Raw genomic sequence first — 12248 nt, 5'->3', positions numbered from 1 at the left:
GAATAAAAGAGACAACCATGCATTTGACCATACAAGGCTTGAACAACACGCTCAGCAATAATATCGCGCTCGTTCAGGATATCGCCAGCCAGACCAGGGCAAAACTGATGCAACTGAATGCCCAGGCAGTGCGCCTCGACGATGCAGAATTTGATGCGCAGACTTTGAGCGCAATACGCGAGCGCTGCTTCGCTGCCCAATTAGATATCACGGCTCTGGACACGCAACTTGCGCTGACTGATTTCAAACTGGTCGCCATGGACATGGATTCAACCCTGATCACTATAGAATGCATAGATGAAATCGCTGACATGCAGGGCTTGAAACCGCAAGTGGCAGAAATTACCGAAGCCGCCATGCGCGGCGAACTGGAATTCCAGGAGAGCCTGGTCCGTCGCGTCGCCCTGCTCAAAGGCCTCGATGCCAGCGCCCTGCAACGCGTATACGACGAGCGCCTGCAATTGTCCCTGGGTGCAGATCAGATGCTGAAGACCATACAGCAAGCCGGTCTAAAGACTTTACTGGTATCCGGTGGTTTTACTTTCTTCACCGACCGCATGAGATCACGCCTGAATCTGGACTACACCCACTCCAATGTACTTGAAATCCAGGATGGCAAACTGACAGGCAAAGTCATAGGCACCATTGTTGATGCAGATGAAAAACAGAGAACCGTGGAGCGCGTCTGTGCCGAGATGGGCATTCCCACCGATCAGGCCATCGTCATGGGTGACGGTGCGAATGATTTGAAAATGATGAAAATTTCTGGTTTGTCCGTCGCATTCAGGGCCAAGCCTGTGGTGCGTGCACAAGCAGACGTGGCCCTGAATTTTGTCGGGCTGGATGGAGTGTTAAATCTGCTTTGAACATATGGTTTGGTTCAATGCTTAATCTGCCACTAGTTACAATGGGCGTCAGCCACTGGTTTAATCGAACAGATTCGACAACAACGGCCCAAAGTGATTAGCCGGATGCACAGGGTCACGTTTTCTGTCGCTTATTCTCGTCACAGAATCCGGCTTTTCCAAATAGGTCTGGTAAGTTTTTTGCGTATACGCGTAGTCGTTGTAGGTAAAAGCGATACCACCGTTCCATGCCAGACCTAAAGGCATGCCTTCATACTTTTCAAGAAAGGCTATCAATCCTTCCTTGGTACGCAACTCGGGATAGTCATTCTTCTGTATCCTGGCTTCTACATATAGATTCAAATTGTTTTTGAAGGTATCCCATACTTCCATGCTGACTCCAGCTTGCAGGTTCACTGCCGCCCCTACCTTATCGAGCTCAGCTTCAGGCAAGGACTTGCGTACTGAGGTATACACTGTCACATTAGGTTTTCTGGCATCAATAATCACATAGCCAGGCGCTGCGGCCACTGGCATAGAAGTGAATAACAAGATAGCAAGGCTGACGAGGATATGATTGAGCATGTATACTTCCTTGTATGGCAAAGTTATAGAGGAAATACAAGTCTGCAGCATTGAATCAGGCACAGCAACCAGCTGCTAAAAAGTCGCATTTTCTTATACAGAGCGTATCGTCAAAAAACACGCCTCGAATAACTAATAGATTGTAGTAATTGAAGTAGAAGACAGCACATCAGAGTAAGGCGTGACGCTCAAAGCAACAGTGCGCACATGACCAGCTCTCTACGTTCAACTGGACAGCTCGCTAACTTTCAACAATGTAGTCGTTCAAAAAATGAGCAAATGTCATAAGCACACAATAAATAGTACGAACGTTCTATTATTTGAGTTAGAATAGTTTTAGCTCATCCAGCACATCAACCTGTGCCAGGAGTAAGATCATACTAAAACTGAAACAATTGGGAGACACCGATGTTTGAAGAATTCATGGGCACCATGCCAGTGGCCGAACGCCAGAAATTTGATGTTGCTGCACTGGCAGACTACATGCGCCAGCACGTGGAGGGTTTCGATGCTAAGCTGGCAGACAAGCTGGTAGTCGAACAATTCAAGGGTGGCCAGTCCAACCCAACTTTCAAACTCAGTGCGGGTGATCAGCGTTATGTTATGCGTGCCAAGCCTGGGCCAGTCGCAAAACTACTGCCGTCTGCTCATGCCATAGAACGTGAATTCAAGGTCATGAATGCCTTGAACAAGGCAGGCTTTCCGGCAGCGCGCCAATATGCCTTGTGTGCCGATGAAGATGTCATAGGTCGCGCCTTCTATATCATGGAATTTGTCGATGGGCGTGTGCTGTGGGATCAATCTCTGCCCGACATGACGCCAGCTCAACGCGGTGAAATCTACGATGAAATGAACCGCGTCATCGCGCAATTGCACACCATCGATTATGCAGCCATAGGTTTGGCCGACTACGGCAAGCCAGGCAATTATTTTGCTCGCCAGATAGATCGTTGGACCAAACAATATCGTGCTTCCGAGACTGAAAAAATCGAAGCCATGGACAATCTTATTGAATGGCTGCCGCATAATATCCCGCCAGGAGACGACACCAGTATCGTGCACGGCGATTACCGCCTCGACAATATGATGTTCCACCCAACCGAGCCACGCATCATGGCGATACTGGATTGGGAACTGTCAACGCTTGGTCACCCCCTTGCTGATTTTTCTTATCATTGCATGAGTTGGCATGTAACCCCCGGCCAGTTCCGTGGCATCGCTGGTCTTGATCACAAGGAATTGGGCATCCCCAATGAGCAAGAATACATTGCCAAATATTGCGAGCGCACTGGTAAAACCATACGTCAGGAAGACTTCAACTTCTACCTGGCTTATAACTTGTTCCGCATGGCTGGAATTTTGCAAGGCATCATGAAACGCTATGTTGATGGCACTGCATCCAGCGCACAGGCGAAAAAATCTGGCGAAGCGGCACGCCCCATGGCTGAACTGGGCTGGAGCTACGCTAAAAAGTAATCATCTATTCAGACAGCACATTCTCTCAGTTCCAAAGCAGCGCAAAACGACAATATCATTGGAGACAACATGGAATTCGAATACTCAGATCGCTGTAAAGACTTGCAAGGCAGACTCTTGCGTTTCATGGATGAACATATTTATCCCAATGAAAAGGCCTATAAGGAAGAAATTGACCGTAATGGCCTGGAAAAAGGCAATCGCTGGATCGCTACCCAGATCATTGAAGACTTAAAACCAAAAGCGCGTGCACAAGGCTTGTGGAACTTATTCCTGCCAAAATCAGTGCGTGCGCCAGAAGGCTTGTCGAATCTGGATTACGCGCCACTATGCGAAATCATGGGCCGCGTGAGCTGGGCACCGGAAGTATTCAACTGCTCAGCACCTGACACCGGCAATATGGAAACCATAGAACGCTATGGCAGCGAAGAACACAAGAAGCAATGGCTGGAACCACTCTTGCGCGGTGAAATCCGCTCTGCCTTTGCGATGACAGAGCCAGGAGTTGCCTCATCTGACGCCACCAACATCGAAACCCGCATAGACCGCGATGGCGATGACTATGTCATCAATGGTCACAAGTGGTGGATATCCGGTGCTGGGGATCCACGTTGCGCAGCGTATATATTGATGGGCAAGACTGATTTCAATGCCGCCCGCCATTCACAGCAATCGATGATACTGGTGGATGCCAAAACTCCTGGCATTACAGTTGTCCGCCCTCTTCCCGTTTTTGGTTACGACGATGCTCCACATGGTCATTGCGAAATCCTGTTTGAAAACGTGCGCGTGCCAGCATCGAATATTCTTTTAGGTGAAGGCCGTGGTTTTGAAATTGCCCAGGGTCGTCTTGGCCCTGGCCGCATCCATCACTGCATGCGTGCCATAGGCGTGGCAGAGCGTGCGCTGGAATTGATGTGCAAGCGTCTGAACAGCCGCACTGCCTTTGGCAAGAAAATTTCCGAACAAAGCATCTGGCGTGAGCGCATTGCAGAATCGCGCATACAAATCGACACGGCGCGCCTGTTGACTCTGAAGGCGGCTTATATGATGGATACCGTCGGCAACAAGCATGCTCAGGCAGAAATTGCCATGATCAAGGTATTGGCACCGAATGTCGCCCAGCAAGTGCTGGACTGGGCGATACAGGCCCATGGTGCTGGTGGTGTTTCTGGCGATTTCCCGCTGGCAGCACAATGGGCTGGTAACCGTACTTTACGCCTGGCAGATGGCCCAGATGAAGTCCACAGGAATGCGATCGCCAAACTGGAACTAGCCAAGCACATCAGCCTGACTGAAGATTTGGGTTTGCCGATTACCCGCTCTTAAGTAAATAAGATCAAATTGACTCCGTGCGCAATTCGGCAAGTTCATGAATGGCGCATGGAGGCATCGCCATAGTATCTCCTGGCACAAAAAATAACATTATCAAGCTCAAGTTGAATCGGAATTTCACCCATCCTCAGGAAAAACTCGGTGACCGGAAAAAGGATGCAAGCAATCAAGACAGCATACTTGGCGGCATAACGCTTTTTTTGCCTGGGCATATCCCATCAAAACTAACACCACAGCCAAGCGCATCAACGGCGTGTTGAAAGAATTAGCTCATTTTTTGTCGTCACCCAACAATTTTTGAATTTCTTCGCATTCTTCTTTGCTGACATGTCCACATAAAGCGCAGTAAATCCAGTTCTGCTGTTGTCGGTTTCCGTCAAATGAGTTTGCCCATATTAAAACAAGTACTAAAAAGATACAAATAGAAGCACAGGATAGAAAATGCAATGGCAGGGTTAAACCGGTAACCAGCTAGTGTCGTTGATGCTGATAGCTGGCGTACGCAGTAGCCGCCAGTATGATGAAAGCACCGCTTAACTCATGCATGCCCGGAGTTTCTTGCAAGAGCAGATAGGCCAGCAACATGCCATACACTGGTTCCAGCGAGGTCATGATGCTGGCAAAACTGGTGGATAATTTACCCAGGCTAAACATGAACAAGCCATGGGACAATGCAGTAAATACGACACCCAGCAAGATCAATCCAGACCAGGTTTGCATGCTTTTGCCCGCCAGATCGCCCGTCATCAACATAAAAGGCAAGAGCAAGACAGCTGCCACGCCATTTTGCAGGCATGCCTGCTTGAACGGCGGCATTTGAGCACCTTGCCAGCGATTCATCATTGCCAGCAAAGCGAAACTGAAGCCAGATAATATCCCCAGACCCAGTGCATAGACCGCACCATCCCCCCATGAAGTAGCGCTGACCATGACTACCATGCCGATGACAACAAATATGGCTGCCCAAGCATCGTGTGCTTTTCTTGTTTCTTTAAAAAACCAGGGTTCGAGTAAAGCGACAAATAAAGGAAAACTGGCAAAACCCATCAAGCCAAAAGCAACTGGCGCAAAATTGAGAGAAGCAAAAAAAGTCAGCCAATGTATGGCCAGTAAAAAACCGCAAGCGATAATGCTTTTTGATACATCACGAAAATGCAGTTGTCGCTGATATGCCAGCACTGGCAGCAGACACAAGGCCGCAAACAAGGTGCGCCCAAATACCAGCAATAATGCACTGACCGCCAACAATTTGCCCAAGACACCCGCAGCACCAAATAAAAACACGGCGATATGCAAGGCAAACAAGGAAGGCAGTACAGTTTTTTTCATATAGTCTAAGTGCTTGACGAGTGCCAAGTATAAAGCTGAAATATAAAACCGTTCATGCAACATGTCAGATGAAGGTTTTGCACTTTTATTTTGGATTAAAGCGCAAACGCATGAATCTATGCATAATGGATACTTGCTGTTTTCATCAACCCATTAAAGAGGGAAGCAATGATAGACGTTTATTCCTGGCCGACACCAAACGGACACAAAGTACACATCATGCTGGAAGAATGCGGCTTGCCTTACCGCGTCATTCCCGTTGATATTGGCGCTGGTGATCAATTTAAAGCCGATTTCCTGGCGATATCACCAAATAACAAGATACCTGCCATTGTCGATGCCGACGGCCCCGACGGCAAACCTATCGCCCTGTTTGAATCTGGTGCAATACTGATTTATCTTGCTGCTAAAACTGGCTTATTCCTTGGAAAAACCGACAGGGAGAAATACGAAGCTCTGCAATGGCTGATGTTTCAAATGGGTAGCGTTGGCCCCATGCTGGGTCAGGCTCATCATTTCCGCATCTATGCGCCTGAAAAGATAGAATATGCCGTTGACCGCTATACAAATGAAACAAAGCGCATCTACGGTGTCATTGATAAGCAACTGGAAAAAACCACTTATCTGGCAGGAGAGGAATATGGCATCGCCGACATTGCCACCTTCCCATGGACACGTTCATTCGCCAATCAGGGTGTAGACTGGGCAGAATTCCCGAATGCCAAACGCTGGTTTGATGCTATCAGCCAACGTCCTGCGGTACAACGTGGCGTGCAAGTATTGGCAGATTTGCGCAAACCTCTCGACAATGACAAGGCAAGAGAAGTTTTGTTTGGAAAAACACAGTACGCAAAGAAATAAACTCATTCACCGGGGGAGTCGCCAATTACCGTTACAATGGGCTTCACCCCCTCAACACTATTTCAGTATGCGTCGCCCTATAAAAAGAAACCGCCTCAAACTCGCCGCTGAAAGCCAGCGCGTCGCTAATCTTGCGCTTGCAGTTGCACAATCTGCCAGCCGTGTGGAAGACCTGGACTGGCAAGCCAAACTGGATGCACTGGTAACGAAAAGCCTCAGACAACACCATCAGGACATGTTGGAGTCAGCCACTGAGCATCTGTTCCAGACGCATCCCAATGGCTATGAGGTACTGACCGAAACACTGGAATCTGTGAGCACCTGCGCCCAGTTTGAGCATGAGGGACAGCCTTACACCAGCTTGTTGATCGCTGCCCCCATACTGGCCTGGACGCGTTTTGAAATTGCCTCGGGCAGCATACCTACAGAAGCGCTGGACACCCTGCACACGCAATTGAATGCCCACTTGCTGGCGGATGAAGCAAAGCTGCGCTTGCTACCCGGTTTGTACTCGATAGATCAATTACCGCGCAGCCATGTAGAAACCTATGCCTTGCTTGAGCGTCATAGCTTGGCTTTGTTAAAAAATACGCCTGCACCAACAGAAGCCGAGCGCGCCCCTACTATTCCTTTTTTGGCTGACATACGTTATGTACTTGGGGTCCTGGTAGTGAAAAAAGATGCTCCACTCTTCCAGTGGCAAACCATAGATGCGCCTTATGATTGCGCACAAGCCAAAAATGATGCCTTGTTGCAATGGCAGCTACAAACAGATGCGACTGTCAAACGCCTGTTACCCGGATGTGGCATAGAACTTTTATTGCCCGAAGCCTATTACACGGCCTGCCGTGAAGCAGATATCAGGATACGTCCTGCAACCATACGCTCTGCCATGTTCTATCTGACCCAGACTCTGGGTAAAGAGGCCGACCAGTTCACAGTCATCATCGCATCTTTTGGCGAGCAGGAAAATCCAGGACAAATTGACGAATACCGCATCAGTTTTTGCCTGCGCGACGCGCCTGAAGTTATCTATGGTGTAGTCTGGCCGCTGTACCAGGCAGAGGACCAGATCATCGCTGTCAATCTGGATGAAAATGAACAACTTGCCGGTGAGATACCAGGCATCTTGCAAGAATGCGGCGTCACTGACATCATTCAACTGGAAGAAATTTTTGCCATGGAATTCTGCGATGATTGCGGCACACCACTATTTGCAGACAGGGATAGCGATCTGGTTCATACCGAAATGCCGGATGATGCACCAACACCAGGTGCAACCCACTTCCACTAAGCGTCAAAATTTGTCTAGTTTGGTGGTGATAGATGACGACAACGGGCAACCCTGCGCATAAAAGTGAACAAACCATCTCTGGAACAGACTCTGATTTTCATTTCAGAGATGGTCTGACTACTGACGCACCAGCCATTAACCAATTAATCTCCCAGTTTGTTCTGGATTTTTGCGTCAACCCTGATGGCAGCGGTGCTGATTTATTTTTGCAGTCTGTATCAGAGCCTGCAGAATTTTCTTATCTCTCTGATGCACGCTATCATTTCATTCTTGCGTGGCATGGTGAAACGCTGGCTGGTTTCATTGCCATGCGCGACCTCAGCCATCTGTTTCACCTGTTCGTCAATCCATCATTTCAGAAGCAAAGACTGTCAAGCGCCCTATGGCAGCGCGCACATCAGCATGCTGCCGCACAAGGGCATACGGGTCATTTTACTGTCAATTCTTCCTTGAATGCTATTCCCGTATATGAGCGTTTTGGTTTTCAGACCAAAGGTGAGGTAGTAGAAATGCACGGCATCGCCTTCCTGCCTATGCAAACTCCCATAGTCCATCTGTAACAAGTTTTTACGACTCAAACACTAGCTGCCAATTTTGCTTGGCACATTTGTGAAAATCCGTTGTACAATTAGTTTTGAACGGTCGTGCTTTTTTTCTGCTTTTTTCTTTAATTGCTTACTGCGGCCCATATAAACAGGAGACAACATGGATTTGAACTATACGGCAGAAGACCTTGCCTTCCGGGATCAGGTGCGCACCTACCTTGAAGCCAATCTTCCACAAGACCTGCAGCAAAAAGTATTGAATCATAAACGCCTGTCCAGAGAAGATTTTGTTCGCTGGCACAAAATACTAGCCAAACAGGGCTGGGTAGCCACAGGCTGGCCCGCAGAATATGGCGGCACAGGCTGGACAGCAACCCAGCGCCATATGTTTGAAGAAGAATGCGCCCGCGCTGGCACACCGGCCATACTGCCCTTTGGCGTGAATATGGTGGCCCCTGTCATCATGGCCTTTGGCAACCAGGCACAAAAAGACTACTACCTGCCACGCATACTGAGTTGCGAAGACTGGTGGTGCCAGGGCTACTCAGAACCAGGCTCAGGTTCAGATCTTGCATCCCTGAAAACCCGCGCCGAGCGCGAAGGTGAGCATTACATCGTCAACGGCCAAAAAACCTGGACCACTCTCGCACAGCATGCCGATATGATCTTTTGCCTGGTGCGCACTGACACTGGTGTACGTAAACAGGAAGGCATCTCTTTCCTGCTCATCGATATGAAGACGCCGGGCATTACCGTACGCCCGATCATCATGCTCGATGAAGAGCATGAAGTAAATGAAGTCTTCTTCGACAATGTCAAAGTCCCTGTAGAAAACCTGATAGGCGAAGAAAACAAGGGCTGGACATATGCCAAATACCTACTCGGCCATGAGCGCACGAATATCGCTGCCGTAGGCCGTGCCAAACGTGAATTGCAATTTCTCAAGCGCATAGCTGCCAAACATCAAAAAAATGGCCTGCCGCTGATTGACGATGCCGTCTATGCCAGCAAGGTCGCCAGTCTGGAAGTGGAATTGATGGCATTGGAAATTACAGTCCTGCGTGTTATTTCACAAGACAGTGGCCGCCCTGGCCCGGAAGCTTCGCTCCTCAAGATCAAGGGCACAGAAATCCAGCAAAGATTGACGGAATTGATGGTAGAGGCAGTTGGCCCTTACGGCCTGCCATTTGACCCGGCTTTCCTCGAAGGTGAGACTGAACATAGCATAGTCGGTGACGATGATGCTGCACCTTTGGCACCGTATTACTTCAATTTCCGCAAGACTTCCATTTATGGTGGTTCCAACGAAATTCAAAAAAACATCATCACCCAGATGATTCTGGGTCTGTGAGGAGAGCAAAATGGATTTCAATTTAACACAAGAACAAACACAGTTTGCTGATGCCTTGCGTCGCTGGGTAGAAAAAGACTATGGCTTTGAACAGCGTAAGCAAATCATAGAATCTACGGAAGGTGTATCTGCAAAAGCCTGGGGTGGCCTGACAGAACTTGGCGCACTGGCCTTACCCGTACCAGAAGAGCAAGGCGGCTTCAATGGTTCTGCCATCGACATGCTGGTCATCATGCAAGAACTGGGACGCGGCATTGTTATCGAGCCCTACTTCGCCACGGTCATGGGCGCAGAGTTTTTGAAAAAATCCGGCAAGCATGCAGATGTGCTTGAGCAAATCGCTGGCGGTGAAGTCAAGCTGGCAAATGCACTCGGTGAAAGGCAATCACGTCACGACCTGTTTGACATTGCCACCACTGCCAGCAAAAGTGGCGATGGTTTTGTACTCAATGGCAGCAAGACCGTGGTGCTGCACGGCGCTCAGGCAGACAAACTGATCGTCTCTGCACGCAGCAGCGGCACGCAACGCGATGCGAATGGCATCAGCCTGTTTATCGTCGATGCAAATGCAGAAGGCATCAACCGTCGCGATTACCGTACCATCGATGGTTATCGAGCCGCTGATATAACATTCAAAAATGTACAAGTTGGTGCAGATGCGCTGCTAACTACCGTAGACGGCAGCTGGGAATTACTCGATGCGGTGGCAGATTACGGCGTTACCCTGTTGTGTGCAGAATCCATAGGCATCATGGAAGCAATTACCGCAGCTACCCTGGATTATCTGAAAACCCGTCAGCAATTTGGCGTACCTATCGGCAAATTCCAAGTCTTGCAACATCGCATGGCAGAAATGTTCATGGAAATGGAACAGGCACGCTCAATGGCAACGCTGGCTGCCGTCAAAATCGCTTCTGATGATGTAGAGGAGCGTCGGCGCACAGTATCTGCCGCCAAGGCAAGGATAGGCCAGGCTGCCAAATACATAGGCCAGCAAGCCGTGCAATTGCATGGTGGCATGGGTGTCACCAATGAATTGCCGGTTGCCCACATGTTCAAACGCCTGACCACGATAGAGCTCACACTGGGTGACACGGATCATCATCTGGCCAGATTTGTCGCACAACCCGGCTTTAAAAGCGCAGCCTGAATGCTGTAGAAAAATCCCGACTGTGTTCGGGATTTTTTTTGCCTTTTAAAACAATAAGGAAACAACGAGGACACACTATGGGTATCAAAACAGATCGCTGGTATTTTGAAGACTTCATTCCCGGTACAGTCATAGAACTGGGACAGCGTGTAGTAACGGAAGAAGAAATCATCACTTTCGCCAGGCAATTTGACCCGCAATCTTTTCACGTCGATAAAGAAGCCGCCAGCCATTCCATCTTTGGTGGCGTCATCGCCAGCGGCTGGCATACCTGCGGCATGATCATGCGTATGGTGGTGGATGGTTTCCTGGCCAATTCATCCAGCATGGGCTCTCCTGGCGTTGATGAAATACGCTGGATATTACCGGTACGTCCCGGCGACACCCTGACTGTCACAGCCGAAACTACGGGTAGCAAGCTGTCTACTTCAAAGCCAGACCGCGGTGTCATCAATACCTTGTGGAAAGCCTATAACCAGGAAGGCAAGCTGGTCTGCACGATTACCGGCATGGGCATGTTTGGCCGTCGTCCAGAGTAAAAAAATCAACATCAAGGAGACATGATGAGAGAATTTAATAGTCTTGCCGAATTAAAAGACTTGATAGGCCAGGAAGTTGCGCAATCAGAATGGGTAGAAATCAGTCAGGAAAGAGTGAACACTTTTGCTGATGCTACTGGCGATCATCAGTGGATACATATCGATGTAGAAAGAGCCGAACGTGAATCCCCGTTTGGCGGGCCGATTGCACATGGCTTTTTGACTTTATCCTTACTGCCCATGCTGGTTGCCAATGCCATCAAACTCACCTACGTCAAAATGGGTGTCAATTATGGACTCAACAAGGTACGCTTCCCCTCCCCTGTACCTGTCGGCAGCCGGGTACGCGCGCGTTTGAAACTGCTGGAAATAGAAGACATCAAGGATGGCGCGCAATTCACCTGGGAAGTCACGATAGAACGTGAAGGCCAGGATAAACCGGTATGCGTGGCAGAATCAATTTCACGCTGCTATTAGCTCAGCCACTTACACCTCTTTGAGAACGAATACATGCCCAACCCAGACACATTAAAACGCTTCATCGCCAAGGTTGAAGCAAACCAACATGTCGCAGCGTGCGAAGAGTTTTATACCGAAAATTCCAGCATGCAGGAAAACCAGGCCAAACCCAGGATAGGCCGTGCAGCACATGTCGCTGCCGAACATGCCGTCATGTCGCGCGCCAGGTCAGTCACATCTACCTGCGTGCATCCGGTATTGGTGAATGGTGACCATGTCGTCATACGCTGGATTTTCAGGTTCGAGTGGTTGGATGGCAGTGTCACCCAAATGGAAGAACTTGCCTACCAGCGCTGGGAAGGTGAATGCATAGCTGAGGAAACTTTCTTTTATGATCCAGCACAACGTATCCCTCAGCGAGCCAGCACTTGAAATAGTTGACACTTGAAGTGCGGTGAGGCCAAAGCATATGCCATGGT

13 protein-coding genes are annotated in these 12248 nt (G+C 49.1%); 11 read left to right on the top strand and 2 right to left on the bottom strand.

Translation table 11 applies throughout. The features are described 5' to 3' along the window. Positions 1 to 17 precede the first annotated feature (17 nt). Positions 18 to 866, top strand: coding sequence for a phosphoserine phosphatase SerB (gene serB / locus AC07OI_RS07835; protein ID WP_495256819.1), 849 nt, complete (start codon positions 18 to 20; stop codon positions 864 to 866). A gap of 60 nt (positions 867 to 926) precedes the next feature. Here the strand turns inward: serB and AC07OI_RS07830 are convergent, their stop codons facing one another. Beyond that, on the bottom strand, positions 927 to 1430 hold the full coding sequence (locus tag AC07OI_RS07830) for a hypothetical protein (protein WP_495256818.1): 504 nt from the start codon (positions 1428 to 1430) through the stop codon (positions 927 to 929). Positions 1431 to 1838: 408 nt separating this feature from the next. Here AC07OI_RS07830 and AC07OI_RS07825 point away from each other — a divergent pair, with 408 nt between their 5' ends. Next, positions 1839 to 2906, top strand: a complete 1068-nt coding sequence (locus AC07OI_RS07825; protein WP_495256817.1) for a phosphotransferase family protein — start codon at positions 1839 to 1841, stop codon at positions 2904 to 2906. A 69-nt stretch (positions 2907 to 2975) separates the two neighbouring features. Further along, positions 2976 to 4235 (top strand): acyl-CoA dehydrogenase family protein, encoded by a 1260-nt coding sequence (locus AC07OI_RS07820; RefSeq protein WP_495256816.1) that lies wholly within the window; start codon positions 2976 to 2978, stop codon positions 4233 to 4235. 477 nt (positions 4236 to 4712) lie between these two features. On the opposite strand, the gene AC07OI_RS07815 is transcribed toward AC07OI_RS07820, so the two are convergent. Continuing rightward, entirely contained in the window at positions 4713 to 5570 is an 858-nt protein-coding gene (locus AC07OI_RS07815) for a DMT family transporter (protein WP_495256815.1), read from the bottom strand. A gap of 168 nt (positions 5571 to 5738) precedes the next feature. Here AC07OI_RS07815 and AC07OI_RS07810 point away from each other — a divergent pair, with 168 nt between their 5' ends. The 8 genes from AC07OI_RS07810 to AC07OI_RS07775 all read left to right on the top strand — a co-directional run bounded on the left by AC07OI_RS07810 (position 5739) and on the right by AC07OI_RS07775 (position 12201). Continuing rightward, the gene (locus tag AC07OI_RS07810; protein ID WP_492704250.1) at positions 5739 to 6431 is read left to right on the top strand and encodes a glutathione binding-like protein; all 693 of its coding nucleotides are present in this window, start codon (positions 5739 to 5741) and stop codon (positions 6429 to 6431) included. Positions 6432 to 6498: 67 nt separating this feature from the next. After that, the gene (locus AC07OI_RS07805; RefSeq protein ID WP_492704248.1) at positions 6499 to 7725 is read left to right on the top strand and encodes a DUF2863 family protein; all 1227 of its coding nucleotides are present in this window, start codon (positions 6499 to 6501) and stop codon (positions 7723 to 7725) included. Positions 7726 to 7757: 32 nt separating this feature from the next. After that, positions 7758 to 8285, top strand: coding sequence for a GNAT family N-acetyltransferase (locus AC07OI_RS07800; protein ID WP_495256814.1), 528 nt, complete (start codon positions 7758 to 7760; stop codon positions 8283 to 8285). Between the two features lie 145 nt (positions 8286 to 8430). Continuing rightward, the gene (locus tag AC07OI_RS07795; protein ID WP_495256813.1) at positions 8431 to 9621 is read left to right on the top strand and encodes an acyl-CoA dehydrogenase family protein; all 1191 of its coding nucleotides are present in this window, start codon (positions 8431 to 8433) and stop codon (positions 9619 to 9621) included. Between the two features lie 10 nt (positions 9622 to 9631). Further along, positions 9632 to 10771 carry an acyl-CoA dehydrogenase family protein gene (locus tag AC07OI_RS07790; RefSeq protein ID WP_495256812.1) on the top strand — a complete coding sequence of 380 codons (1140 nt, stop codon included), beginning with the start codon at positions 9632 to 9634 and terminating at the stop codon, positions 10769 to 10771. Between the two features lie 77 nt (positions 10772 to 10848). After that, positions 10849 to 11310: a MaoC family dehydratase gene (locus AC07OI_RS07785; protein WP_495256811.1), complete on the top strand. Its 462-nt coding sequence runs from the start codon at positions 10849 to 10851 to the stop codon at positions 11308 to 11310. Positions 11311 to 11334: 24 nt separating this feature from the next. Next, on the top strand, positions 11335 to 11787 hold the full coding sequence (locus AC07OI_RS07780) for a MaoC family dehydratase (protein ID WP_495257173.1): 453 nt from the start codon (positions 11335 to 11337) through the stop codon (positions 11785 to 11787). Positions 11788 to 11820: 33 nt separating this feature from the next. Continuing rightward, positions 11821 to 12201, top strand: coding sequence for a nuclear transport factor 2 family protein (locus AC07OI_RS07775; RefSeq protein WP_495256810.1), 381 nt, complete (start codon positions 11821 to 11823; stop codon positions 12199 to 12201). Positions 12202 to 12248 lie beyond the last annotated feature (47 nt).

The sequence above is a fragment of the Undibacterium sp. GW821-FHT07F11 genome (assembly GCF_059418665.1).
Note: the sequence above shows the minus strand (reverse complement) of the source record. Positions and strands in the feature narration are given on the sequence as shown.